20 protein-coding genes are annotated in these 24,534 nt (G+C 71.7%); 9 read left to right on the top strand and 11 right to left on the bottom strand.

Annotation, left to right across the window (positions count from 1 at the left end; genetic code table 11):
- Positions 1–49: 49 nt before the first annotated feature.
- The 5 genes from rph to ACIQM0_RS23390 form a co-directional block, all read right to left on the bottom strand.
- Complete coding sequence (gene rph, locus ACIQM0_RS23410) at positions 50–2,686, bottom strand: rifamycin-inactivating phosphotransferase (RefSeq protein ID WP_401289733.1); 2,637 nt, start codon at positions 2,684–2,686, stop codon at positions 50–52.
- Between the two features lie 209 nt (positions 2,687–2,895).
- Positions 2,896–3,753, bottom strand: a complete 858-nt coding sequence (locus ACIQM0_RS23405) for a 1,4-dihydroxy-6-naphthoate synthase (RefSeq protein ID WP_401289731.1) — start codon at positions 3,751–3,753, stop codon at positions 2,896–2,898.
- Positions 3,734–4,441, bottom strand: a complete 708-nt coding sequence (locus ACIQM0_RS23400; protein ID WP_401289728.1) for a futalosine hydrolase — start codon at positions 4,439–4,441, stop codon at positions 3,734–3,736. The genes ACIQM0_RS23405 and ACIQM0_RS23400 overlap by 20 nt, the downstream gene beginning before the upstream one ends.
- Positions 4,442–4,479: 38 nt before the next feature.
- On the bottom strand, positions 4,480–4,962 hold the full coding sequence (locus ACIQM0_RS23395) for a DUF2771 domain-containing protein (protein ID WP_401289725.1): 483 nt from the start codon (positions 4,960–4,962) through the stop codon (positions 4,480–4,482).
- Between the two features lie 27 nt (positions 4,963–4,989).
- Positions 4,990–6,438, bottom strand: coding sequence for an MFS transporter (locus ACIQM0_RS23390; RefSeq protein ID WP_401289722.1), 1,449 nt, complete (start codon positions 6,436–6,438; stop codon positions 4,990–4,992).
- Between the two features lie 420 nt (positions 6,439–6,858).
- Between ACIQM0_RS23390 and ACIQM0_RS23385 the strand changes: the two genes are divergently transcribed.
- The 3 genes from ACIQM0_RS23385 to ACIQM0_RS23375 all read left to right on the top strand — a co-directional run bounded on the left by ACIQM0_RS23385 (position 6,859) and on the right by ACIQM0_RS23375 (position 12,445).
- Positions 6,859–7,785 carry a DUF3027 domain-containing protein gene (locus tag ACIQM0_RS23385; RefSeq protein WP_401289719.1) on the top strand — a complete coding sequence of 309 codons (927 nt, stop codon included), beginning with the start codon at positions 6,859–6,861 and terminating at the stop codon, positions 7,783–7,785.
- A 279-nt stretch (positions 7,786–8,064) separates the two neighbouring features.
- Positions 8,065–11,271 carry a sacsin N-terminal ATP-binding-like domain-containing protein gene (locus tag ACIQM0_RS23380; RefSeq protein WP_401290207.1) on the top strand — a complete coding sequence of 1,069 codons (3,207 nt, stop codon included), beginning with the start codon at positions 8,065–8,067 and terminating at the stop codon, positions 11,269–11,271.
- Between the two features lie 232 nt (positions 11,272–11,503).
- The gene (locus ACIQM0_RS23375) at positions 11,504–12,445 is read left to right on the top strand and encodes a hypothetical protein (protein WP_401289716.1); all 942 of its coding nucleotides are present in this window, start codon (positions 11,504–11,506) and stop codon (positions 12,443–12,445) included.
- A 43-nt stretch (positions 12,446–12,488) separates the two neighbouring features.
- On the opposite strand, the gene ACIQM0_RS23370 is transcribed toward ACIQM0_RS23375, so the two are convergent.
- Together ACIQM0_RS23370 and ACIQM0_RS23365 are read right to left on the bottom strand one after the other, a co-directional pair.
- Complete coding sequence (locus ACIQM0_RS23370; RefSeq protein WP_401289714.1) at positions 12,489–14,972, bottom strand: HAD-IC family P-type ATPase; 2,484 nt, start codon at positions 14,970–14,972, stop codon at positions 12,489–12,491.
- A 158-nt stretch (positions 14,973–15,130) separates the two neighbouring features.
- Positions 15,131–15,427: a DUF2530 domain-containing protein gene (locus ACIQM0_RS23365; RefSeq protein ID WP_401289711.1), complete on the bottom strand. Its 297-nt coding sequence runs from the start codon at positions 15,425–15,427 to the stop codon at positions 15,131–15,133.
- Positions 15,428–15,624: 197 nt separating this feature from the next.
- Here ACIQM0_RS23365 and ACIQM0_RS23360 point away from each other — a divergent pair, with 197 nt between their 5' ends.
- Positions 15,625–17,079: an NCS2 family permease gene (locus ACIQM0_RS23360; protein ID WP_401289708.1), complete on the top strand. Its 1,455-nt coding sequence runs from the start codon at positions 15,625–15,627 to the stop codon at positions 17,077–17,079.
- Between the two features lie 28 nt (positions 17,080–17,107).
- Here the strand turns inward: ACIQM0_RS23360 and ACIQM0_RS23355 are convergent, their stop codons facing one another.
- Positions 17,108–17,320, bottom strand: coding sequence for a hypothetical protein (locus ACIQM0_RS23355; protein WP_385036221.1), 213 nt, complete (start codon positions 17,318–17,320; stop codon positions 17,108–17,110).
- A 145-nt stretch (positions 17,321–17,465) separates the two neighbouring features.
- Between ACIQM0_RS23355 and ACIQM0_RS23350 the strand changes: the two genes are divergently transcribed.
- Complete coding sequence (locus ACIQM0_RS23350) at positions 17,466–17,906, top strand: MarR family winged helix-turn-helix transcriptional regulator (protein ID WP_123460825.1); 441 nt, start codon at positions 17,466–17,468, stop codon at positions 17,904–17,906.
- Positions 17,907–18,001: 95 nt separating this feature from the next.
- Positions 18,002–19,336, top strand: coding sequence for an MFS transporter (locus tag ACIQM0_RS23345; RefSeq protein WP_401289706.1), 1,335 nt, complete (start codon positions 18,002–18,004; stop codon positions 19,334–19,336).
- A 238-nt stretch (positions 19,337–19,574) separates the two neighbouring features.
- On the opposite strand, the gene ACIQM0_RS23340 is transcribed toward ACIQM0_RS23345, so the two are convergent.
- Together ACIQM0_RS23340 and pip are read right to left on the bottom strand one after the other, a co-directional pair.
- On the bottom strand, positions 19,575–20,570 hold the full coding sequence (locus ACIQM0_RS23340; protein ID WP_401289704.1) for an aldo/keto reductase: 996 nt from the start codon (positions 20,568–20,570) through the stop codon (positions 19,575–19,577).
- A gap of 89 nt (positions 20,571–20,659) precedes the next feature.
- Positions 20,660–21,637: a prolyl aminopeptidase gene (pip, locus tag ACIQM0_RS23335; protein ID WP_401289702.1), complete on the bottom strand. Its 978-nt coding sequence runs from the start codon at positions 21,635–21,637 to the stop codon at positions 20,660–20,662.
- A gap of 261 nt (positions 21,638–21,898) precedes the next feature.
- Here pip and ACIQM0_RS23330 point away from each other — a divergent pair, with 261 nt between their 5' ends.
- Complete coding sequence (locus ACIQM0_RS23330) at positions 21,899–22,174, top strand: hypothetical protein (protein WP_401289699.1); 276 nt, start codon at positions 21,899–21,901, stop codon at positions 22,172–22,174.
- Between the two features lie 31 nt (positions 22,175–22,205).
- Here ACIQM0_RS23330 and ACIQM0_RS23325 read toward each other — a convergent pair whose 3' ends face one another.
- Positions 22,206–23,195 (bottom strand): LuxR C-terminal-related transcriptional regulator, encoded by a 990-nt coding sequence (locus tag ACIQM0_RS23325; RefSeq protein ID WP_401289697.1) that lies wholly within the window; start codon positions 23,193–23,195, stop codon positions 22,206–22,208.
- 145 nt (positions 23,196–23,340) lie between these two features.
- Between ACIQM0_RS23325 and ACIQM0_RS23320 the strand changes: the two genes are divergently transcribed.
- Positions 23,341–23,847 (top strand): hypothetical protein, encoded by a 507-nt coding sequence (locus tag ACIQM0_RS23320; protein ID WP_401289694.1) that lies wholly within the window; start codon positions 23,341–23,343, stop codon positions 23,845–23,847.
- A 47-nt stretch (positions 23,848–23,894) separates the two neighbouring features.
- Positions 23,895–24,500, top strand: a complete 606-nt coding sequence (locus ACIQM0_RS23315) for a response regulator transcription factor (protein ID WP_363027863.1) — start codon at positions 23,895–23,897, stop codon at positions 24,498–24,500.
- Positions 24,501–24,534: the final 34 nt, after the last annotated feature.

The following is a 24,534-nucleotide window of genomic DNA, read 5'->3' as shown; positions in this document are numbered from 1 at the left end:
CGTGCCCGGGTGTCCCGCACGTGCGGGACACCCGGGCACGGACACCCGGTCAGGCCAGGATCTCGATGTACCCGTCGGTCCCGTGCACGCGGATCCGCTGCCCGTCCCTGATCAGCCGGGTGGCCCGCTCCACGCCCACGACGGCCGGCAGGCCGTACTCGCGGGCGATCACCGCGCCATGGGTCATCAGGCCGCCCACCTCCGTCACCAGGCCCGCGATTCCCACGAACAGCGGTGACCAGCTGGGGTCCGTGAAGGTCGTGACCAGGATGTCGCCCGCTTCCAGGTCGGCCTCGGCCATGTCGAGGACGACGCGGGCCCGTCCCTCGACGGTCCCGGCGGAGACCGGCAGACCGGCCAGGGCGCCGGCCGGCACGTCGTCGCGCCGGTACGAGCCGTTGAGGGCCTCGCCGTCCGAGGTGAGCACCCGGGGCGGTGTGAGCGCGTGGTACGAGCGGAACGCGTCCTTGCGCCGCTGGACGAGCCGGCCGTCCACCCGGTTCGAGCGCACGGCGTCGTGGAACTCCTGGAACGTGAGGTAGAAGACGTCCTCCCGCTCGGGGATCACGCCGGCCCGCACGAGGCGCCCGGCCTCCGCCAGCAGGGCCCGCTTGTAGACGAAGTAGCGGCTGACGATGGCGTACTTCGGGTACTCCCGGTACCCGATGAAGGTTCTGACCCGGCCGATCATCCGCTCGGTCTCGTCGGCCTTCCGGTCCCCGTCCGGCAGGGCCCGCAAGCGGGACAGCACGTCCTGCTCCTTCTCGCGCGCCTTCTGCCGCCCCTGCTCGAAGCGCCGCCCGGCCGCGCCCGGCCCGAAGATCCTGACGTTGTCGAGGATCACCGGCACGAGCGTGCTGGGACGCTCGCGCCAGCGCGGCCTGGTGATGTCGATCTCGCCGACGCAGCGCATCCCGTACCGGTCGAGGTAGGACTCGATGGCGTCGCGTGCCCCGGCCCCGCCCGCGAGCTTCGCCAGCTCGTCCAGGAAGCCGTCGTCCCCGGCGCGTTCGACGTCCCGGAGGAACGCCACCACCTCCGGGTGCGGGCGGACCACGTCCGCGACGTCGAGCAGCGCCAGCCCCATCTCCGAGGTGATGTTGCCGGGGGCGGACAGGGTGAGCGTGTCCGCCGCGTTCTTCTCGCCCAGCCACTCCAGCAGCTTGTCGTTGAGCCACCAGGTGGCCTCCATCCCCGCCATGATCGCCTGGAGGTTCAGCGGGTCGCCGAGGATCCGCTTGTGCTCCACGAAGGCTTCCCGCAGGAAGTCGAACAGCGCCGGTCCGGTCTTCGTCCGGATGCCGCGCTCCAGGGCGGCGACGGACGCCCGGCTGCGCTCGACCAGCTCGGTGACGATCGCCGGATCGGGCTCTGCCGGGGCGGCCGCACCGGCGGCCGGCCGGCCGCCGGGAGCCGCGTCCGGGAGCGACGGGACGAAGTCGTCGCGGTCGAGGACGGTCTCCAGGGCATCCCTGACCAGCGGATCGCCCCGCCCCATGACGTCCAGGAGGGCGGCCCGGCCCGCGGGCGGGGCCAGGCGCCCGGTGACGTCGACGAACAGCCTCCCGCCCGCCTCGTGCATCGGCACCATGGCCGTCAGCTGCCACATGGACAGCCCCAGGGGCCTCATGGGGTCGGTCATCATCTGCTGATGGCCGACGGAGACGTAGACGTGGTTCTCCTGGTCACCGGTCCCGGAGGCGCTCTCGGCCCCGGTCTCCGTCTCAGGGACCGGGAACAGTGTGGTGATCGGGCGGCTCTGCACGATCTGGAAGCCGTCGTCGTCCAGGCACCATTCGATGTCCTGCGGGCTGCCGAAGTGCGCTTCGATCCGCCGCCCGAGCTCCACGAGCCGTACGGCCTGCGCATCCGTCAGCGCCGGCTGCTCCTGCCGCCGCGGGTCGACCGCCACCTCCCGCGTGCCGCCGCCCGGCAGCGCGTGCAGGGCACGCCGTTTGGCGGCGATCACCTTGGCGACGACCTCGCCGTGCCGCACCTTGAAGACGTCCGGGTTCACCAGGCCGGACACCATGGCCTCGCCGAGGCCGAAGCCGGCGTCCACCGTGGCGACCTTCCGGTTGCCCGTGACGGGGTCGGCCGTGAACAGGATGCCGGCGGCGTGCGGGAGGACCATCCGCTGCACGACCACGGCCATGTGGACCGTGCGGTGGCCGATGCCGTTCCGTCGGCGGTAGACCACGGCCCGCTCGGTGAACAGCGAGGCCCAGCACCGGCTGATGTGCCGGAGGACCGCCGACGGCCCCACGACGTTCAGGTACGTGTCCTGCTGGCCGGCGAACGAGGCCGTCGGCAGGTCCTCCGCCGTCGCACTGGACCGGACGGCGCAGGCGGCCCGGTCGCCCAGCCCGCCGAGCGCGTGGGTGACCGCCGCCGCGAGGTCGTCCGGGACGGCGATCCCCTCGATGGTCCGGCGAACGCGCGCGCTGAGCGTGCGGACCGCCTCCCGGTCGTCCGGGTCCAGGCGGGACAGCTGATCGAGCTGACCGTCGACCGACGGCGCCTGCGCCATGATCCGCCGGAAGGCGTCCGTCGTCACGCAGAAGCCACCCGGCACCCGGATGCCCTCGATCCGCGACAGCTCGCCCAGGTGCGCGGCCTTGCCGCCGACGGCCGCGATCCGCGTCCCGTCGGTCTCGTGAAGATCCCGCACGTACTGCTCGGTCATCGCGGTACCCCCGCCCCCATAGGAAAACAACGCATTCGTCGTGCCCTCATTTCCACAAGTCGTGGCACAGGCCGACGATTCTGCGCCGTTATGGGGGGCTTGCGGCAAGTCCCCCAGGGCGCTATAACTTGAAAAAGGCAAGGAGAGCGTTCTCTCCTTGCCTTTGTCGTTTCCCGTCCCGCCGGGTGTGAGGTGCCGTCCCGTCGCGCTCAGACGAACGCGAGCGCGTCCGGTCCGAGTGCCGGTACCAGTCCCTCGGCCGCGGCGCGGGTCAGCAGGCCGCGGATCGCCGCGTAGCCGTCCTCGCCGAGGTCGGCGGTGAACTCGTTCACGTACAGGCCGATGTGCTGGTCGGCGACGGACGGGTCCATCTCCTGCGCGTGCTCCAGCACGTACGGGCGCGAGGCCCGCGGGTCGTCCCACGCCATCCGTACGGACGCGCGCACCGACTCGGCGAGCCGCTTCAGGGTGTCCGCGCCCAGCGAGCGCTTCGCGATGATCGCGCCGAGCGGGATCGGGAGGCCGGTCGTGTCCTCCCAGTGGCGGCCCATGTCGGCCAGGTTGTGCAGACCGTAGTTCTGGTACGTGAAGCGCGCCTCGTGGATGACGAGTCCGGCGTCGACCTTGCCGTCCCGCACCGCCGGCATGATCTCGTCGAACGGCATGACGACGATCTCCCCGACACCGCCGGGGACCGTCTCCGCGGCCCAGAGCCGGAACAGCAGGTAGGCGGTGGAGCGCTCGCTCGGTACGGCGACGGTCCGGCCCGTCAGGTCCGTGCCCGGCTCCCGGGTGAGGACCAGCGGCCCGCAGCCCCGTCCCAGCGCCCCGCCGCAGGGGAGCAGCGCGTACTCGTCGAGGACCCACGGCAGCACCGCGTAGGAGACCTTGAGGACGTCCAGCTCGCCGCGTTCGGCCATGCCGTTGGTGATGTCGATGTCCGCGAAGGTGACATCGAGGGCGGGCGCGTCGGGGACCCGGCCGTGCGCCCAGGCGTCGAAGACGAACGTGTCGTTCGGGCACGGCGAGAAGGCGATCCGCAGCGGGTCAGGAGTGGTCTCGGTCATGGTGGGTCGTCCAGCCTTCCAGTACGGGTATGAGCTTCCCGAACGCGTCGGTGAGCGCGGCCAGCGCGTCGCCGATGCGCCAGGCGTCGCGGTCGCGGGGGCCGACGGCGTTCGAGACGGCCCTGATCTCCAGGGCGGGCAGGCCGAGCCGGTCGGCCGCCTCCGCGACCCCGAACCCCTCCATGGCCTCGGCGACGGCACCGGGGTGCGCGGCGAGGAGGGCGGCGGCGCGCTCGGCGCTGCCGGTCACGGTGGAGACGGTGAGGATGTCGCCGGTCACGGCACCGGTCGCGGCGGCCACCGCGCGGACCAGGGAGCCGGGCGGGTCGTGCCGGTCGCGGCCGAAGCCGAGATCGGTGACGGGGACGAAGCCCGTGGGGGTCTCGGCACCCAGGTCCGCGGCGGCGATGCGGCCGGCCACGACGAGCGAGCCGACCGGGGCGACGCCGGTGAAGCCGCCGCCGATGCCCGCCGAGATCACCAGGTCATAGCGGTCCGAGGCCAGGGCGAACGCGGCGGAGGCCGCCGCGGCGGCCGGTCCCGCGCCGCCGGCGAGGACGTCGAAGGGGCCGGTGCGGTGGATCTCCGCGCCCGGCACCCCACGCACCGACACCTCAGTGCCGTCCCCGAACGCACGCGTGACCGCGTCCCGTTCCACCGGGACAGCGGTCACGACGAGCACACGCACGGGGGGAGCCTCCGAGGAAGCGACAGGAGGGAAGCGGGTCAGCTGGTCTTCTTGAGCTCGAAGTGCCAGATGCCCAGCAACTGCTTGCCCTTGGTCTCCACGATGCTGACCTGCGTCTTGTCCGCGGTGGCCTCGCCGGTCTGGCTGGCGAAGAAGGCGCTGCCCGGGATGGACCGGTAGGTCTTCTTGAACGGCTCCTGCTCGGCCTGCTGGCCGTTGATGAAGAGCGTCCAGCCGTTGTCCGAGACCGACGGGTCCACACCGAAGTGGACCTTGTCGTCCATGGCGACCTTGACGGTCTTGTCGGCCTTCTTGTTGAGGCAGCCCTTGATTTCGGCTTCCTTGAGGGCCTTGCCGTCGTTGTAGCAGGACGCCTCGGTGTTCACCGAGTTGTCGCCGACCGTCACGGTGGCGAGCGGCGTCGGCTTGTCGCAGGCGGAGAGGACAAGGAGTCCCGCGGACACGGCACCAAGAGCGACGCCGATTCGACGGCCCTTACCGGAGAAGAACGCAACGGTCATGGGCCGAAGGCTATCGGTCGCTCCGGCTCATGCCACGCGGGGGTGCGGCGAGCCGCGCCGCGCGGCGCCCAGCAGCCCCCGTACGGAGGCCGTCGCACCGAGCGCGAGGATGCCCGCGGCGACCGCCATGCCCAGTACGCCGTTGAGGGGGAGGGAGATCCCGATCGCGCCGCCGGCCACCCACGCCATCTGGAGCAGTGTCTCGGAGCGCGCGAACGCGGACGTGCGCACCTCCTCCGGCACGTCGCGCTGGATCATCGCGTCGAGCGACAGCTTCGACAGGGCCTGGGTGAAGCCCGCCGTGGCCGCGAGCGCGGCGACCATGACCGTGCTGAAGAGCGCCGAGGCCAGCACGGCGACGCCGAGCGCCAGGCCCAGCACCGAGGCGATGATGACCTCCGGGCCGCGGGCCCTGAGCCAGGAGCCGACCGCCGTGCCCAGCGCGTTGCCCGTCCCGGCCGCCACGCCGACGATGCCGAGCGAGATCGCGGCGCTCCGGCCGGAGAGCGGCTGTTCGCGCAGCAGGAACGCCAGGAAGAAGATCAGGAAGCCGGAGAGCGCGCGGTGCGCGGCGTTGGCCTGGAGCCCGTGCAGGACGGACGGGCCGACCGACCGCAGTCCCGGCCGCTTCTCGCCGTTCTTCTCCTTGGACCTGGACCTGGCCGGCTTCTTCCCGGTCTCGGCACCGGGCGTGGCGGTCTTGCGGAGCGGGTCGGGCCGGACGGCGCCGTCCTCCTGCGGGTGCACGAGGTGTGCCTTGCGCTCGCCCTTCGCCGAGTCCACCTTGGGCGGCAGGGTGAACGCGAGGATCGCGCCGCCGACGAAGATCGCGCACGCCCCGTAGAGCGGCCACGGCGGACCGATCGTCTGGAGCCCCGCCCCGATCGGGGCAGCCGCGCCCGTGGCGAGGAGACCGGCCAGGGTGACCCGTGAGTTCGCCTTCACCAGGGAGAAACGGGGCGGCAGAAGCCGCGGTACGACGGCGCTGCGCACCACTCCGTACGCCTTCGAGCAGACCAGGACGCCCAGAGCCGCCGGGTACAGCTCCAGGCCGCCGGTGGCGACCGCGCCCGACATGGTGAGCGCCAGCACCGCACGGGCCAGCATGGAGCCCGCCATCGCGGCGCGGCGGCCGTGCGGCAGGCGGTCCAGGAGCGGGCCGATGACCGGGGCCAGGACGATGAACGGCGCCATGGTGACGGCGAGGTACAGCGCGACCCGGCCGCGTGCCTGGTCCGTGGGTACGGAGAAGAACACCGTGGACGCCAGCGCGATCGTGATCATCACGTCACCCGCGCCGTTCACCGCGTGCAGTTCGATCAGCTTTCCGAGACCGGACTCACCCGCGCCGTGGGCGTGTGTCGCCTTCCGGATGCCCCGGGCGGTCCCGGTGAACGGGCTGCGCAGGGCATGGCCCACCGTCCGGCCCGTCCTGCGGAGCGGGCCGGATCCTTCGTGCGACCTGGCAGAAGCCACTTGGTCATAGTGCCCCAGGACCGGTCCTCCCGAACCGGGACAGGCGCGGGACGCGGTGCCTTCCGCCCTGTCGGGTCAGCGATCTGGCAGGTCGCAGGGGGTGCCGGACCGGTGGAACCCGATGGCCGGAGCGCGCTCTTTACAGGGGACACGGCACCGGATACGGCGTCGTTTGGGACGGGCAGGTGGGCGGGAAGCGGCGGAGAGGGTAGCGTGCGTAGCGCGCCACCGGCGGTTGTTCTTGGCCGCGCGCCTCTCGGCGATCCCGCAGAATGGGTTGCAGAAGGTGCGCCCGAGGCAGGCACAACGGGTGTGGACGTCGACGCGGCCCCCAGGTCCGCTCCGCCCGCAACCGAATGGCTGAAATCGATGGATGTGCTGGCGCGCTCGTGAGACTGGCGTAGGAGAGAAGCGAGACCTGTGAGTGCTGCGACGACGAGAAGCCGTACGGCCCGTACCCCTGTTCCCGACCGTCTGTGTGCCGAGGCGGTAGACCTCGCGCGCGCGGCGGCCGAGGAGGCAGCCGCGCCAGGGGTCGTGGGTGAGCATGTGGACGTGGTCCCCGAGGGGGACCGGGTCGTCACGCACTACTTCGAGTGCAAGGACCCGGCCTACCGGGGCTGGCGCTGGGCGGTGACGGTCGCCAGGGCCTCCCGGGCGAAGAACGTCACGCTGGACGAGACGGTGCTGCTGCCGGGCGGCGACGCGCTGCTCGCGCCGGAGTGGGTGCCGTGGAGCGAGCGGCTGCGGCCGGGCGACATGGGGCCGGGCGATCTGCTGCCCACCGAGGCGGACGACCTGCGTCTGGAGCCGGGTTACACCGGCGACGACGAGCCGCCGCCCAACTCCCCGGTCTCCGGTGAGCTGGCCGAGCTCGTCGAGTCGGAGGACGCGGAGCTGACGACGCGCCCGGAGCCTCCGCGCCGCGGTTCGATCGCGGCGGTCGCGGACGAGCTCGGGATGCGGCGTGCGCGGGTGCTGTCGCGGTACGGGCTGTACGCGGCGGCCGACCGCTGGGACGAGGGGTTCGGCGCGAAGACGCCGATGGCCCAGGCGGCTCCGGCCACCTGTGTGTCCTGTGCGTTCCTGGTGCCGCTGGCGGGTTCGCTGAAGCAGGCCTTCGGGGTGTGCGCGAACGAGTTCGGTCCGGCGGACGGGCACGTGGTGTCCCTGTCGTACGGCTGTGGCGGGCACTCGGAGGCCGCGGTGATGCCGAAGCCGCCGAAGCCGGCGCCGCACGCGCTGGACACGATGCAGGTGGACGAGTACCCGCTGCGTCCGGCGCGGGACTCCGGCTCGGTACCGGTGGAGCCGGACGCGCCGACGGAGGACCTCGGCCACTCGTAGGCGGTGGCCGGGCGGGGTTCCGGGGCGCGACCGGGGTGCGGGCTGCTCCGGCGTGCCGGTTGCGCCCCAGTCGCCGTACGGGTTCGAAGCGGTGCCCCCGCTCCGGGGCACAGCCCTGTCCTCAATCGCCGTACGGGCCTGATTTCTTTCGCCCACCCCGCCCCCGGCCCGTCCGGCGTTCTGAGGACGGCGCGGGCGCGGGTCCGGACCCGGTACCTTCGGGGCGCACACTTGGCGGCACGGGTACGCGTCACCGGAAGAGGGAGTCACAGCGTGAGCATGAATGCGACCGAGGGGGCCGACCCATTCGGCACCGCACGGCTGCGGCGCCGCGTGCTCGACGCCTGGGGCGCCGGCCCCGCCCGCTTCCGTGAGGACGCCAACGCCGAGGAGGACCTCGCGCTCGGCGGCTACCGCGACCGCCTCGTCGTCGAGCTGGCCCAGAACGCCGCCGACGCCGCCGCCCGCGCCCAGGCGCCCGGCCGGCTCCGGCTCACCCTGCACCCGGCGACCGCCGACGCCCCCGCCGTCCTGGCCGCCGCGAACACCGGCGCGCCGCTGGACGCCACCGGAGTGGAGTCGCTGTCCACCCTGCGCGCCTCCGCCAAGCGGGAGGGGCACGACTCCGCCGTGGGCAGGTTCGGCGTCGGATTCGCCGCCGTGCTCGCGGTGAGCGACGAACCCGCCGTCATCGGCCGGCACGGCGGGGTGCGCTGGTCCCTCGCCGAGGCCCGCGACCTCGCCGGGGAAGCCGCTGTCGGCAGCCCCGGGCTGGGCGACGAGCTGCGCCGCCGCGACGGCCACGTGCCCCTGCTGCGGCTCCCGCTGCCCGCAGAGGGCACCGCCCCGGACGGCTACGACACCGTCGTCGTCCTGCCGCTGCGCGACGGCACCGCACAGGACCTGGTCGGCCGGCTGCTCGGCGCCGTCGACGACGCGCTGCTGCTCACCCTGAGCGGACTCGACGAGGTCGTCATCGAGACCCCCGACAGCGTACGGACGTTGACCCGGTCGCAGCACGGCCCGTACACCCACGTCGCCGACTCCGCGCACGGGACGAACCGCTGGCGCACCGTCGCCCGGCACGGCCCGGTCGAGCCCGCCCTGCTCGCCGACCGCCCGCTGGAGGAACGGCTGCGCCCGCACTGGTCGGTGACCTGGGCCGTCCCGGTGGACGCGGAGGGCGCCCCGGTGCACCCCCGTACCGCCCCCGTCGTGCACGCGCCGACGCCCACCGACGAACCGCTCGGCGTACCCGCGCTGCTCATCGCGTCGCTGCCGCTGGACACCACCCGCCGCCACCCCGCGCCCGGCCCGCTCACCGACTTCCTGGTGCGGCGCGCGGCCGACGCGTACGCGGAACTGCTCGCCGACTGGCAGCCGGTCTCCGTCGCCACCATCGCTCTGGTGCCCGGACCGCTCGGCAAGGGCGTGCTGGACGGCGCGCTGCGCGGCGCGATCCTGGAACGGCTGCCGCGCGTTGCGTTCCTGGAGCCGGCCGCCCCGCGCGACCCCGCCGCGGAGCCCGACCGTTGGGACAGCTGGGACGCCGCGGCCGACGACGGCCGCAAGGCCACCACCGCCCTGCGGCCCCTGGAGGCCGAGGTGCTGGAGGGTGTCGGCGCGGAGACGGTCGCCGTGCTGGCCGAGGTGCTGCCCTGTCTGCTGCCCGCGGGCCTGGAGCGCCGCGTCGAACTCCGTACGCTCGGTGTCGCCCGGGTACCGCTGACCGAGGCGATCGACCGGCTCGCCGGACTGGAGCGCGAACCGGGCTGGTGGCGGCGGCTGTACGACAGCCTGGCCGGCATCGACCCGGACCGGCTCTCCGGGCTGCCGGTGCCGCTCGCCGGGACGACGTCCCAGGGCTCCGGCCCGCAGGCCCCGGCCGTCCCCCGCACCACCATCGGCCCCCGGCAGATCCTGCTCCCGCTCCCCGACGCGCTGACCGGGCCGGTCCTGGACCGGCTCGCCCGGCTCGGCCTGAAGGTCGCCCACCCGGACGCCGCGCACCCGCTCCTGGAGAAGCTGGGCGCCCTGCCCGCCACCCCGCGCGCCGTGCTGACGACCCCGCAGGTGCGGGCCGCCGTCGCCGGTTCGCTGGACGCGGGCGAGATCTGGGACGAGGACGCGCTCGACGGCGACGAACTGGTGGAGACCGTCCTCACCCTGGTCAGGGACGCCGACCTGGCGCCCGGCGACGAGCCCTGGCTCGGTGCGCTCGCGCTGCCCGACGAGGACGGCGAGCCCGCTCCGGCCGGTGAACTCGTGCTGCCCGGAAGCCCGTTCGCCGCGATCATGCGCGAGGGCGAACTCGCCCTGTGCGACGAGGAGCTGGCCGCCCGCTGGGGCGAGCAGCCGCTCACCGCCTGCGGGGTGCTGGCCACGTTCGCCCTGGTGCGGGCCACCGATGTGGTCCTGGACCCGGACGAACTGGAGCCCCGTGACGGCGACTTCGCCGAATCGGACGACGCCGGGCTGCTCGACGCCGTCGACGTGTGGTGCGAGGACATCCTCGACCAGCTCCCGGACACCCCGGTGCCGCCGGTCGCCACCGAACTCGTCGCCGTCCGCGACCTCGACCTGGTCGACGACGACGCCTGGCCCCAGGCGCTCGCGCTCCTCGCCCGGCCGCCGCTGCGCGACGCGCTGACCCAGCCGGTACGGGTGCTGCTCCCGGACGGCACGACGCGGTCGGTGCGCCCGTACACCGCCTGGTGGCTGCGCGACCACCCGGTGCTGGACGGCCGCCGCCCGGCGGGCCTGCGCGCCGACGGGGGCGATCCCCGGCTGGCGGGCCTGTACGACTCCGCCGACGCGACCGGCTTCGACGACGCCCAGGTGCTGCGCGCCCTCGGGGTCCGGACCTCGGTCGCCGCCCTGCTGGACGAGCCCGGCGGTGCGGCCGAACTCCTCGGCCGGCTCGCGGACGAGGACCGCCCGGTCGGTCCCGTACAACTGCACTCCCTGTACACGGCCCTGGCCGAGCTGGACCCGGAGCAGGTCACGCTGCCGGACGAGCTGCGGGCCGTGGTCGACGGCGAGGTGCGGGTCGTGGACGCGGCGGACGCGGTGATCGCGGACGCCCCCGACCTGCTGCCGCTGACCGCGGGGCTGCCGCTCCTGCCGGTCGCCCCGGCGAACGCGGCGGAGCTGGCCGAGCTGTTCCAGGTGCGGCGGCTCGGCGAGAGCGTCGAGGCGGAGGTGACGAGCGAGGGCGAGGAGCACCGGGTCCCGGAGTCCGTCCGCATCCTGCTCGGCGCGGGCACCCCGGACACGTATGTCGAGCACGCCGAACTGCGCGCGGGCGGCGTCGAGCTGGACTGGCGCCGCACCCCGGACGGCATCGTGCACGCCGCGACCCTGGAGGGCGTCGCGGCGGGTCTCGCCTGGGCGGCGGGCCAGTGGCCGCGCCGCTTCGAGGTCGCGGCCCTGCTGGAGGACCCGTCACGCACCGAGGAGCTGGCCCGGGACCGCTGGTTCGACTGAGCGCGGGCCGCCGGTCCTGCGGGGGCGTGGGCAGGGTCGTGATTCCCTCAGCGCACTGTTGCCGCGCCCGTCCGGGTATCCACGGAAATCCCGCAAGAAATCCTCAAGTTCCACACAACCCTTCATGGTTGGTGATCGTCTTGTCTGTGAAGCCACCAGGCTTCACCGACGATCTTGGGTCCGCGCTCCACCAGACGCGGCGGACCCCCTTCTCCACCTTGGGGAACGAAACATGCGTACTCGTGCCACCGTTGCCACCGTGACCGGCGCCCTGGCCCTTTCCGCCCTCGTCCTTCCTTCGGCCGCCCAGGCCGACGGCGCGCACGGTTCGGCCGGCTCGGCCGCCGCCGTCGCGCGCGCGGCCCAGTCCGCCGCCGGGCAGTCCGCCGCGAAGACCGGCGCGCGCTCGGCCGCGCCCGCGGCCGCGTCCGAGCCCGGCGAGATGGACCTCACCTTCTCCAAGCTCGTCGTCAATGGCGGCAAGCCGATCGTCGTGGGGACCACGTACACGAAGCGGGTGGCGACCACCTTCACCGTGACGCACGCCGCCGACGTGAACATCTTCGCCTCGGACTTCCTGCTCGACATCAACCTCTACCGCGGCTCGTACGAATCCCCGTCGAACGAGCTGTACAGCGATGACTTCCCCGTCTGCAAGAAGGTGTCCACCAAGGTCGCCACCTGCAAGGGCAACATCAGCGTCACGCCCGAATACGACCTGCTCGGCAACGCCGACGCCACGAAGTGGAAGGCGATGGGCTTCGCCGTCGACTACCGGGGCGAGGACCCGGAGAACCCCGACTTCAGCAAGATGGGCTTCGCGCTGCAGGACAAGCTGGGCAACGCCACCGTCCAGCGCGCGTCCAAGCAGTCCGTCAAGACCTCCGCGAAGTCGGTGAAGAAGGGCAAGACCCTCACGTTCACCGGGTGGCTGTCGCGGGCCAACTTCGACGACCTGAAGTACCACGGCTACACCGCCCAGCCGGTGAAGCTCCAGTTCCGCAAGAAGGGCAGCAGCACCTACACCACGGTGAAGACCGTCAAGACGAACAACAAGGGTGACCTGAAGACCACGGCCAAGGTCTCGGCCAACGGCTACTGGCGCTACAGCTTCGCCGGTACGTCCACCACCCCGGCCGCCACCGCGACGGGTTCCTACGTCAGCGTGAAGTAGCCCGCACGCCCGGCTCCTGCCGGCTGGGGCCGCCGCTTCCCCGCTACACCGGGAAGCGGCGGCTCACCAGGCGCCAGGCGTACTCCAGGGCGGCGGAGGCGATCACGGCGACGCCCACCGCCGTCCACGGCAACTGCGCACCCACCAGCTTCAGCGCGAAGAAGTTCTGCAGCCACGGCACCACGAGTACGACCAGGAACGCCAGGCCCATCGCCGCCACCAGGCAGATCCGCCACCAGGTGTAGGGGCGGGCGATGATCGCCAGGACCCACATCGAGACCAGGAACAGCGTGAGTGTGGCCGCGCTGGTCTCCGCGTCCAGCGAGCCGGGACCGGTGTAGTGGTGCCGGGCGAGCAGGTACGTCACGAAGGTGGCGACGGCCGCGATGGTGCCGGACGGGATCGCGTACCGCATGACGCGGCGCACGAAGTGGGGATGCGCGCGCTCCTTGTTGGGGGCCAGGGCGAGGAAGAACGCCGGGATGCCGATCGTCAGCGTCGACAGCAGCGTCAGGTGCCGCGGCAGGAACGGGTACTCGACCTGGAAGCAGACCACCAGGACGGCCAGCAGCACCGAGTAGACGGTCTTCGTCAGGAACAGGGTCGCGACCCGGGTGATGTTGCCGATGACCCGGCGGCCCTCCGCGACGACGGACGGCAGCGTCGCGAAGCTGTTGTTGAGCAGCACGATCTGGGCGACGGCCCTGGTCGCCTCGGAGCCGGAGCCCATCGAGACACCGATGTCGGCGTCCTTGAGGGCCAGGACGTCATTGACCCCGTCGCCCGTCATCGCGACGGTGTGGCCGCGGGACTGGAGGGCGGCGACCATCTCCCGCTTCTGCTGCGGGGTGACGCGGCCGAAGACCGTGTTCTCCTCCATGGCCGTGGCCATCTCGTCCGGATCGGTGGGCAGCCGGCGCGCGTCCAGGGTGTGTTCGGCGCCCGGCAGCCCGAGCTTCGCGGCGACGGCGCCGACCGAGACGGCGTTGTCGCCGGAGATCACCTTCGTGGCGACCCGCTGTTCGGCGAAGTAGGCGAGCGTCTCCCGGGCATCGGGCCGCAGCCGCTGCTCCAGGACGATCAGCGCGCACGGTTCGGCCCCGGTCGCGGTCGCGGGGTCGTCGAGCGGGCCCTGCGCACGGGCCAGGAGCAGGACCCGCAGGCCCTGCTGGTTGAGCTGTTCGATCTCGGCGAGTGCCGGGTCGTCCTCGGACAGCAGCACGTCGGGGGCACCGAGCAGCCAGCCGGAGGTCCGCCCGCCGTGCTCGTCGAAGGCGGCGCCGCTGTACTTGCGGGCCGAGGAGAAGGGCAGCGCCTGTGTGACGGTCCAGGCCTCGCCGTCCGGGACCGGACAGGCGTCGATGATCGCCTGGAGGCTGGCGTTGGGCCGTGGGTCGGAGGCGCCGAAGGCGGCCAGTACGCGGTGCAGGTACGGCTCGTCCGCGCCGTTCAGCGCGCGGACCTCGGTGACGTCCATGCCGCCCTCGGTGAGGGTGCCGGTCTTGTCCAGGCAGACGATGTCGACCCGGGCCAGGCCCTCGATGGCGGGGAGCTCCTGGACCAGGCACTGCTTGCGGCCCAGCCGTACGACGCCGATCGCGAAGGCGACCGAGGTGAGCAGGACCAGGCCCTCCGGGATCATCGGGACGATGCCGCCGACGGTCCGGGCGACGGAGTCCTTGAAGTTGTTGTCCTTCACCACCAGCTGGCTGAGGACCAGCCCGATCGCGGTCGGGATCATCATCCAGGTGACGTACTTGAGGATGGTGGAGATGCCGGTGCGCAGCTCGGACTGGACGAGCGTGAAGCGGGAGGCCTCCTCGGCGAGCTGCGCGGCGTAGGCCTCGCGGCCGACCTTGGTCGCGGCGAAGGCCCCGCCGCCCGCGACGACGAAGCTGCCGGACATGACCGGGTCGCCGGCGCGCTTCAGCACGGGGTCGGCCTCGCCGGTGAGCAGTGATTCGTCGATCTCCAGGCTGTCGGCCTCCGCGACGGTGCCGTCGACGACGACCTTGTCGCCGGGGCCGAGTTCGATGAGGTCGCCCAGGACGATCTCGGAGGTGGAGATCTCGGCCGCGACCCCGTCCCGTCGCACGGTGGGTTTCGCCTCGCCGATGACCGCGAGGCTGTCCAGGGTCTTCTTGGCCCGCCACTCCTGGACGATGCCGATGCCGGTGTTGGCGATGATCACGAAGCCGAAGAGGCTGTCCTGGATCGGCGCGACGAACATCATGATCACCCAGAGCACGCCGATGATCAGGTTGAACCGGGTGAAGACGTTGGCGCGGACGATCTCGCGCACGGACCGCGACGAGCGGACCGGGACGTCGTTGATCTCGCCGCGGGCGATCCGTTCGGCGACCTCGGCCGCGGTCAGCCCGCGACCGCCGCCCGGAGCCGGGAGTTCGACCGGATGCACCGGGTCGAGCTCGGTACCGGCGTCGATCATCACCGGCCGGTCGGTGCCGGAAGGTACGGAGGATCTGTTCGGCTCATCCCCGGAGGGGTCGAGTGCCCGCTGAGTCATGGTTCAGACGGTACGGGTGCAACGTCCGGTTCACCCCCCGGGTGGTCCGAAGATCAGACCGGGGGAGGACGGGAATCGTCCCGTGGTGGTACGGCGCGCGGAGCGGCCTGTGACCTGCGGCAGTGGTGCCGGGCCGTGAGGTGTGATTCCGGTCCGCGTCAGGCGGTGGTGCCGGGAGTGTCCCCGGAGCCGGCCTGCGGGGCGGCGGCAGCCGCGGCGGCCCGCTTGAGCGCTGCGTCGCGTCCTCGCACGTACCAGATGCCGATCAGGCCGAGGCCCGCACCGGCCAGGCACGTCCACACCCACCACAGGTGCCCGTGGTCGTCGAACCAGCCGTAGAACGGGAGCTGGACGAGGAAGAGGACGAACCAGAGGATCGTGCCGCCGGTGATGGTCGCGACGACGGGCCCCTCCAGGGGCTCGGGTGCCTCGTGCTTCGGTGTCCACTTCGCCATGCGATCAGTGTATGCGGCGCGTGCATAAAGGCCGCCCGACCAGTCGGCCCAGGGGTCTACGCGCGGAGATAGCGATCTTCGCCTTATGTATTCATACTGAATCTGCTCACGACTGGCTCGAATTATTCGTGTGAAAGTCCAAAGCTGACCAGTTTTAGTCCTCTTTTAGTCCCCTCTACGTATGACTGAGGTCCTCCATGCCCCCCTCGGCCACCGCTCCGGTCGATTCCGAACAGCCCCCGGCTCCCCAGCCTTCCGGCGGCCTGGACCGTTACTTCAAGATCTCCGAGCGGGGGTCGTCGGTCGCCCGTGAGATCCGTGGCGGATTCGCCACCTTCTTCGCGATGGCGTACATCATCGTGCTGAACCCGATCATCCTGGGCAGCGCGAAGGACATGTACGGGCACCAGCTCGACGGCGGCCAGCTGGTCACCGCGACCGTGCTGGTCGCGGCCTTCTCCACGCTCCTCATGGGCGTCATCGGCAACGTGCCGATCGCCCTGGCCGCGGGCCTCGGCGTCAACACGGTCGTCGCCCTCCAGCTCGCCCCCCGGATGAGCTGGCCCGACGCGATGGGCATGGTCGTCCTCGCGGGCATCGTGGTCATGCTGCTGGTCGCGACCGGGCTGCGGGAACGCGTGATGAACGCCGTGCCGACCTCGCTCCGCAAGGGCATCGCGATCGGCATCGGCCTCTTCATCCTGCTGATCGGCCTGGTCGACTCGGGCTTCGTCTCCCGCATCCCGGACGCCGCGCACACCACCGTCCCGCTCCAGCTCGGCAACGACGGCCACCTCAACGGCTGGCCGGTCCTCGTCTTCGTGCTCGGCGCGCTGCTCACCCTCGCGCTGATCGTCCGCAAGGTGCCGGGCGCGATCCTGATCTCCATCGTCACGATGACGGTGGTCGCGCTGATCATCGACGCGATCGCGGACCTGCCGGGCGAGGCCTGGGGCCTGACCGTCCCGCAGTGGCCGGGCAATCCGGTCGCCACCCCTGACTTCGGGCTGATCGGCGAGGTCAGCCTGTTCGGCGGCTTCGACAAGGTCGGGGTGCTCACCGGCATCCTGTTCGTCTTCACCGTGCTGCTGTCCTGCTTCTTCGACGCGATGGGCACCATCCTCGGCGTCGGCGACGAGGCCAAGCTGACGGACAAGGACGGCAACTTCCCCGGCATCAACAAGGTGCTGTTCGTCGACGGCATCGCGGTCGCCGCGGGCGGTGCGGGCTCCGCCTCCGCGGGCACCTGCTTCGTGGAGTCCACGGCGGGTGTCGGCGAGGGGGCCCGCACCGGCTTCGCGAGCATCGTCACGGGTCTGCTGTTCACGGCGGCGCTGTTCCTGACACCCCTGGCGACGATGGTCCCCTCGCAGGCGGCCACTCCGGCCCTGCTGGCGGTGGGCTTCCTGATCATCGCGGGCTCGGTGCGGGACATCGACTGGAGCGACTACACGCTCGCGATGCCGGCCTTCCTCGCCATGGTGATGATGCCGTTCACGTACTCGATCACCAACGGCATCGGCATCGGCTTCATCGCGTTCTGCGTACTGCGGCTGGCCGCCGGGCGCGGTCGCTCGGTGCCGGTGGCCATGTACGCGGTGTCGGCGGTCTTCGTCTTCTACTACGCGATGCCGGCGCTCGGCCTCACGTGATCCCTCGCGGGGGGCGCGGCCGGCGGGGTCAGGTGACCTCCTCGGCCGCGACGCCCTCCGCCTCCGCCCCGTAGAACTTCTCTGTCTCGTCGACGGCCGCCTGGAAGCGCTCGTCGAAGTCATCGCGAATGAGCGTCCGGACCACATAGTCCTGGACGCTCATTCCGCGTCTGGCGGCGTGCTGCTTGAGCCGGTCGAGCAGCTCACCGTCTATCCGCAGGCTGAGCACTGTCGATCCCATGCCATGCAGGGTTACGTCCTCCGGGCCCGACACGCGTGACTTTCCGGATGCGACTCACTCGTTTGGGTGATCGATTGGTGATTCGGCTCTCGCGCGTGTACCACCGAGTGGTCTTTAGGGTAGGTAATGAGTTACGCTAACAAACATGCCTGACCTGATCCACGACGGCGACAGTGCCGCCGCCGTGAGCTCCCTTCGTTCCGCCGTCATGCTGCTCGGCCGGCGCCTCAAGCACCAGCGCGTCGACGAGTCGCTGAGCCCCACCGAGATGTCGGTGCTCGGCACACTCGCGCGTTGCGGTTCGGCCACTCCCGGTGAGCTGGCCCGCAAGGAGCATGTGCAGCCGCCGTCGATGACCCGCATCGTCGCGCTGCTGGAAGCCAAGGGACTTGTCAGACTGGAACCGCACCCCGATGACCGTCGTCAGAAGATGGTCAGCCAGACCGAGCAGGCCGAGGCCATGCTCGCCGAGAGCCGCTCCAAGCGGAACGCCTGGCTGACCACCCTCGCCGAAGGCCTGGACGAGGACGAGTGGGAGACGCTGCGCAACGCGGCGCCCGTGCTGGAGAAGCTCGCCCACCTGTAGCGGAGCGGGCCGCGCCGCACCACAGCCGGCGCACCGCCCCACCGCCGCATCCCCGTCAGCCCGCGCAATGTCCACGCCCGAGGAGGCGAACCCTTTTGAGTACGGGATCCGGAGCAGACTCCGCCCCCGCACCGACTTCCACCCACGAGAGCAAGCCCGGCGGGACCTTCTCGTCGCTGAAGATCCGTAACTACCGCCTGTTCGCCACGGGCGCCGTGATCTCCAACACCGGTACCTGGATGTCCCGCATCACGCAGGACTGGCTCGTTCTGAGCCTCACCGGGTCCGCCGCCGCCGTCGGCATCACCACGGCACTCCAGTTCCTCCCCATGCTGCTCTTCGGCCTGTACGGCGGCGTCATCGCCGACCGCCTGCCCAAGCGCAAGCTCCTCCTCTTCAGCCAGGCCGCGCTCGGCCTGTGCGGTGTCGCCCTCGCCGTGCTCACCCTCTCCGGTGTGGTCCAGGTGTGGCACGTCTACCTGATCGCCTTCCTGCTCGGCATGGTCACGGTCGTGGACAACCCGGCCCGCCAGTCGTTCGTCTCCGAGATGGTCGGCCCCGCCCAGCTGCGGAACGCGGTCAGCCTGAACTCGGCGAACTTCCAGTCCGCCCGGCTCATCGGCCCCGCCGTCGCGGGTGTGCTGATCACCTCGGTCGGCAGCGGCTGGGCCTTCATGTTCAACGGCCTGTCGTTCCTCGCGCCGCTCGTCGGCCTGATGATGATGCGCACGAGCGAGCTGCACAAGGCCGTCGTCGTACCGCGCGCGAAGGGGCAGCTCCGCGAGGGGCTGCGTTACGTCTCCGGCCGTCCGGAGCTGATCTGGCCGATCGTCCTGGTCGGCTTCGTCGGCACGTTCGGATTCAACTTCCCGATCTGGCTGACGGCCTTCGCCGACGAGGTCTTCGACGGCGGCGCCGGGATGTACTCGTTCTTCAACATCCTGATGGCGGCCGGTTCCCTCGCGGGCGCGCTCCTCGCCGCCCGCCGCCGCTCCTCGCGGCTGCGGATGCTGGTGGCCGCGGGTACGCTGTTCGGCCTGCTGGAGATCGTCGCCTCCATGGCGCCGTCCGTCTGGCTGTTCTCGATCCTGCTCGTCCCGATCGGCATGATCGGTCTGACGACCAACATCAGCGCGAACACCAGCGTCCAGATGGCGGCCGACCCGGCCATGCGCGGCCGGGTGATGAGCCTGTACATGATGGTCTTCGCCGGTGGCACGCCGGTGGGCGCCCCGATCGTCGGCTGGATCAGCGATGTGTACGGCGTCCGGACCGGCATGGCGGTCGGCGGCGCGTTCTCGCTGGTGGCCGCGCTCGGCGTCGGCTTCATGCTGGCCCGCGTCGGCGGCCTGCGCCTCAAGGTCGACCTGCGCCCCGGCCACCCGCATGTGCGCTTCGTCCCCCGCGAGCAGCTGGCCACGGCGGCCTGAGAACCGCCCGACCCACACGATCACGGCCCCGACCGGGTATCCGGTACGGGGCCGTATCGCATATCGGCGCGGGCCTGGCCGTCGGAGCGGTGGGGTGGGCGGTTACGCTCGTCGGGTGGACCCCAAGACTAGAAACCGCGTTATGGCGGCCGTGCTCGTGCTGATGTTCGTCGTCGTCGCAGCGGCGGCCGCCCTCGGCTGACCTGTCTGCCGGGGGCGGCCGCACGCGGGCCCGTTCCTACCAGGCGAAGTTCTCCGGCGACGGACCCGGACCGGGGAAGATCTCGTCCAGGGCCGCCAGCACCTCGTCCGACAGCTCCAGCTCCACCGCCCGCAGCGCGGAGTCGAGCTGCTCGCGCGTACGCGGACCCGAGATCGGGCCGGTGACGCCGGGCCGGGTCAGCAGCCAGGCCAGACCGGCCTCGCCGGGCTCCAGTCCGTGCTTCCCCAGCAGGTCCTCGTACGCCTGGATCTGCGCCCTCACCTTGGGGTCGGCGAGTGCCTCGCCGGAGCGGCCCGAGGTGGACCGGGCGCCGCCGCCCTCGCGCTCCTTGCGGAGCGCGCCGCCGAGCAGCCCGCCGTGCAGCGGCGACCACGGGATGACTCCGAGGCCGTACTCCTGGGCGGCCGGGATGACCTCCATCTCGGCCCCCCGCTGCATCAGGTTGTAGATGCACTGCTCGCTGACCAGCCCGTAGCTGCCGCGCTGCTTGGCGACCTCGTTGGCCTGGGCGATCTTGTAGCCCGCGAAGTTGGACGAGCCCGCGTAGAGGATCTTGCCCTGCTGGATCAGTACGTCGATGGCCTGCCAGATCTCCTCGACCGGGGTGGACCGGTCGACGTGGTGGAACTGGTAGAGGTCGATGTGGTCCGTCTGCAGCCGCTTCAGGCTGGCGTCCACGGCCCGGCGGATGTTGAACGCGGACAGCTTGTCGTGGTTGGGCCAGGCCGCGCCGTCGGCGGCCATGTTGCCGTAGACCTTGGTGGCGAGGACGACCTTGTCGCGACGGTCGCCGCCCTGCGCGAACCAGGTGCCGAGGATCTCCTCGGTGCGGCCCTTGTTCTCGCCCCAGCCGTAGACGTTCGCGGTGTCGAAGAAGTTGACACCCGCGTCCAGGGCGGCGTCCATGAGCGCGTGGCTGTCGCTCTCGTTGGTCTCTGGGCCGAAGTTCATCGTCCCCAGAACGAGGCGGCTGACTTTGAGTCCGGTGCGTCCGAGCTGCGTGTACTTCATGGGGTCAACCCAACGCCTTGGAGTCCGCTCGAAGCAAGGGCGGAGTCCCGCGGCGCGGCGCTCTCACCCGGTCCGCCGAACCGGGCCCGCTACGTGTCCGCGAACCGGTCCAGCGCCGCCAGCACCGCACGGCTCGTCGCCGCGCCGCCGAGATGGCCCGCGTCGCCGATCACGGTCAGCTCCGCGTCCGGCCACGCCTTCGCCAGCTCCCACGCGGTGATCAGCGGGCCGCCCAGGTCGAAGCGCCCGTGCACCAGCACGCCCGGGATTCCCGCCAGCCGCCCGGCGTCCCGGATCAGCTGCCCCTCCTCCAGCCAGGCGCCGTGCGAGAAGTAGTGCGCGCAGATCCGCACCAGTGCCTGCTGTGCCCGTGCGGGCCGGCCGCTGTACGGCGGCGGTCCGGTGTACGCCTCCTGGGAGAGCACCGCGTCCTCCCACGCGCACCAGTCGGCCGTCGCCCGCGCCCGTACCTCAGGGTCGGGGCTCTCGGCCCGCCGGGCGTACGCGGCGAGCACGTCCGGGGTCGCGTCGCTCGCGGCCTCCGGGACCCCGGCGCGGAACAGCTCCCGTGCCTCGGGGAAGATCTGCCCGGCGGCCCGGTACAGCCAGTCGATCTCGGAGCGCCGGGTCGTGGTGACGGCCGGGATCACGATCTCGCTGACCCTCTCCGGGTACCGCTCGGCGTACGCGAGGATCAGCGTCGAGCCCCAGGAACCCCCGTACAGCAGCCAGGTGTCGATGCCCAGCCGGACGCGCAGCCGCTCCATGTCGGCGATCAGCCGGTCCGTCGTGTTGAACCGCATGTCGGTGGCCGGGTCGCTCGCGTGCGGGGTGGAGCGGCCGCAGCCCCGCTGGTCGAAGAGGATCACCCGGTAGCGGTCCGGGTCGAAGTACTGCCGGGGCCGCTCCGTGCACCCCGAGCCCGGTCCGCCGTGCACGACGAGGGCGGGTTTGCCGGCCGGGTTGCCGCACGCCTCCCAGTACACGAGGTTGCCCTCGCCGACGTCCAACATCCCCTGCTCGTACGGCTCGACCGGCGGGTACTTCTCGTCCGGGCTGCGTTCCACGGCGGTGTCTCCTCGGCTCGGCGGCGTGCAAAGGGAACAGCCTAGGTGCACGGGTCACGAGGTGGTCCGCTGCTGGGCAACTCCCTGCCAGGCAGCTTCCTGGCCTCGCGGGATGCGGACAGCCGGGCCGCGCCGGTGGTTATCTCATCTCAGCGGCCGGAACGCGGAAATCGCGAACCGGTCCCGGGGGAGCTACGAGTACCACTGGCTCCGAAAGCACTGCCGATCCGGTCATCGTCACGCCTGGAATGGAGACCAGCCATGTCCCGAGCCATCCGCGCCACCCGCTGTACCGCCGTCGTCACCACCCTCGCCGCCGGGGTTCTGGGGGCCCTCGCCTGGGCGGCTCCCGCCCAGGCCGCCGGCGGCGAGGTGGCGGCGACGCGGCACAGCACCTACGACTTCGTGTGGCCGACGGCTCCGGGCGGCACGCCCCGCACGCCGGACGACTTCGTGTGGCCGGTCGCGCCGGGGCACAGCGGCGGTTCGCACACGCCGGACGACTTCGTCTGGCCCGCTCCGCCGGCCGCGTCGTGAACCGGGCCGGGAGCGCGGCGGGGGCCGCGCGTCAGATCCACTGCCGACGCGTCGCCTGCACCCCGGCCTCGAACCGGCTGGACGCGCCGAGCCGGTCCATCAGCTCGGCCATGATGCGCCGCTCGGTGCGGACCCCGATGCCCAGCGCCCGTGCCACCGCGTCGTCGGTCAGACCGGTGGCCAGGAGCTGGAGGAGTTTGCGCTCCTGCGGAGTGAGCCCGCCTGCCAGGGCCTCGCCCGGATGACCGGGGCCGTGCAGGGGGGCCGCGTGTTCCCAGTACGCCTCGAACAGGGCCCGCATCGCGAGCACCACCGGCTGACTGCTGAACAGCAGTGCGGAGGGGCCCGCCTGACCGGGCAGGCCGGCGACGACGGCGGCGGTGGTGTCGACGATGAGCAGCCGCATCGGCAGGGTGGGTGAGGTACGGATCTCGCTGTCCCGTTCCGCCATCCACTGCGCGTGGGCCTTGGTCACCCGGTCGTTGGCGACGCTGTCGAGGTAGATCGAACGGAACCGGACCCCGCGGGCGAGTGCCCGTTCGTTCAGTGGCCGGCCCGCCTCGATCGACTCCTCGGTCAGCCCGCCGACGGGGTGGAAGGCCAGGGACTCGCGCTGGCAGGACTCGGCGAGGGCCTCCAGCCTGATCCGTATGTCGTCGACGTTGTCGAGCTGTTCGGTCTGGTCGGAGGAGGAGCGGCCGGAGGCCGTGTACTCGGCGGCGAGGGCGGCCAGGGCCGCCCGGTTCTGTTCGATGCGCTGCTGGCGCGCGGCCAGTTCGTCCTGTTCCCGCTGGAGCAGTACCTTCAGGCCGAGTGACGGGTTGACCGCGCGCAGCGTTCCGGGTGAGTCCCGGGACGGTGCGAGCAGGGACAGCTGTGAGAGCCGTCCCAGGGCTTCCCGCACTCCGCAGGTGTTCATGTCGAGCAGCTGGGCGAGCTTGAGCGGATCGTGTTCCTTGTGGAACAGGATCGCGCGGTAGACCGCGAGTGTCTCCTGATCTAGCGACGAAACCTCGTCCACGTGTGTCTCCCCCGGTTCGCGGCCGAATCGTGCGCACGTGCTGAGTCGGGCACGTTGCTATCGACGCTGGTTGGCGTCACGCACCACGCAACTCCCCTTGCTCACCAGTTCACACGTTCAACACATTAACTGCTCAGGAGTCTCGGTGTCCCATGCAGCGAGTCACGTGCCTGCGGCCCTCGGGGGCCGTGTCGTCCTCGTCGTCGATGCCACCACCGGAATTGGCCGGATCGTCACCATCCGGCTGTGCGCCGCCGGCGCGAAGGTCGCGGTGGTCGGTGCGGAGCACCGGGGGCGTGGGGACGACGCGGCCACCAACGCGGCTTTTCTCTGCAAGGAGTTGGCCGAGATCGGGATGGTCGCCCTGCCCTACCGGGCCGACATCGAACGGGGCGACACCTTCCGCACGCTGCCCGCTCAGATCGCCGCGGACCTGGGTCCGGTCGCCGTCTGCGTGGTGGTGATCCCCTCGGCCCCCGGGGCCGAGGAGCGGGCGGCGGCCTACCGCGCCATGTCGGCGACGGTCGCCGCCGCGCTGCCGCCCGGCGCCCGGCACGTCGAGATCGACATGGCCGACTGCACCGAGGGTCACGAGGCGGCGGCCCACGCGCTCGTGGACCAGCTGCTGGACCGCAGACCGCACACCTGCTGAGGATTCGCCGCCCAGCGGATCCCGTCAACCATACGGGGGTTGATCACATGTCCGTACGTATCGTCGTCGCCGGCGACCACCAACTCGTCCTGGAAGCCTTCGCCGAGACACTGAACAGCGCGGACGGCCTGGAGGTCGTGGGTCTCGCCACGTCCTACGACTCGGTGCTGCCGGCCGTCGAGCGGCACCGGCCGACCGTGCTGCTGCTCGGCGAGTCCACCATGGGCGGCAAGGCCCTGCGGGCCGCGGCCGATGTGCGCACGCACCACCTCAGATGCGGTGTGGTGCTGATGGTGGGCGCGGCGACGCAGTCGGTGGTGGACCGGGCGGTCGCGGCCGGGGCGCTGGGAGTCGTACCGAAGAACGCGCGGCTGCCGCAGCTGATCACGACGCTGATGGGGGTGGCGGGCGGCTGTCTGACGGTCGATCCCTCGCTGCTGCGGACGGTGGCCGTGGGCGATGCCTCGCTGAGTGTGCGCGAGGTGGACGTGCTGCGGCTCACCGCCGGCGGGGCGACCGTCAAGGAGATCGCGGGGGAGCTGTTCCTGGCGGGCGGGACCGTACGCAATCTGACCTCGGCCGCGATCAAGAAGCTGGGTGGCCGCAACCGGTTCGACGCGGCCCGCATCGCGATCGAGCACGGGCTGCTGTGAGCGGCCCCCGGGGCACCGGCGGGACACACGCGTC

Origin of the sequence: Streptomyces sp. NPDC091387 (assembly GCF_044756945.1) — a bacterium.
Taxonomy (GTDB): Bacteria; Actinomycetota; Actinomycetes; order Streptomycetales; family Streptomycetaceae; genus Streptomyces.
Note: the sequence above shows the minus strand (reverse complement) of the source record. Positions and strands in the feature narration are given on the sequence as shown.

What these genes read in the sequence shown, in the direction of transcription:
- ACIQM0_RS23360 (WP_401289708.1), top strand. Translation starts at nt 15,625, where the DNA reads ATGCCCCCCTCGGCCACCGCTCCGGTCGATTCCGAACAGCCCCCGGCT.
- ACIQM0_RS23370 (WP_401289714.1), bottom strand. Translation starts at nt 14,972, where the DNA reads ATGACTCAGCGGGCACTCGACCCCTCCGGGGATGAGCCGAACAGATCC.
- ACIQM0_RS23375 (WP_401289716.1), top strand. Translation starts at nt 11,504, where the DNA reads ATGCGTACTCGTGCCACCGTTGCCACCGTGACCGGCGCCCTGGCCCTT.
- ACIQM0_RS23405 (WP_401289731.1), bottom strand. Translation starts at nt 3,753, where the DNA reads ATGACCGAGACCACTCCTGACCCGCTGCGGATCGCCTTCTCGCCGTGC.
- ACIQM0_RS23340 (WP_401289704.1), bottom strand. Translation starts at nt 20,570, where the DNA reads ATGAAGTACACGCAGCTCGGACGCACCGGACTCAAAGTCAGCCGCCTC.
- ACIQM0_RS23315 (WP_363027863.1), top strand. Translation starts at nt 23,895, where the DNA reads ATGTCCGTACGTATCGTCGTCGCCGGCGACCACCAACTCGTCCTGGAA.
- ACIQM0_RS23380 (WP_401290207.1), top strand. Translation starts at nt 8,065, where the DNA reads ATGAATGCGACCGAGGGGGCCGACCCATTCGGCACCGCACGGCTGCGG.
- ACIQM0_RS23350 (WP_123460825.1), top strand. Translation starts at nt 17,466, where the DNA reads ATGCCTGACCTGATCCACGACGGCGACAGTGCCGCCGCCGTGAGCTCC.
- rph (WP_401289733.1), bottom strand. Translation starts at nt 2,686, where the DNA reads ATGACCGAGCAGTACGTGCGGGATCTTCACGAGACCGACGGGACGCGG.
- ACIQM0_RS23355 (WP_385036221.1), bottom strand. Translation starts at nt 17,320, where the DNA reads ATGGGATCGACAGTGCTCAGCCTGCGGATAGACGGTGAGCTGCTCGAC.
- ACIQM0_RS23365 (WP_401289711.1), bottom strand. Translation starts at nt 15,427, where the DNA reads ATGGCGAAGTGGACACCGAAGCACGAGGCACCCGAGCCCCTGGAGGGG.
- ACIQM0_RS23330 (WP_401289699.1), top strand. Translation starts at nt 21,899, where the DNA reads ATGTCCCGAGCCATCCGCGCCACCCGCTGTACCGCCGTCGTCACCACC.
- ACIQM0_RS23395 (WP_401289725.1), bottom strand. Translation starts at nt 4,962, where the DNA reads ATGACCGTTGCGTTCTTCTCCGGTAAGGGCCGTCGAATCGGCGTCGCT.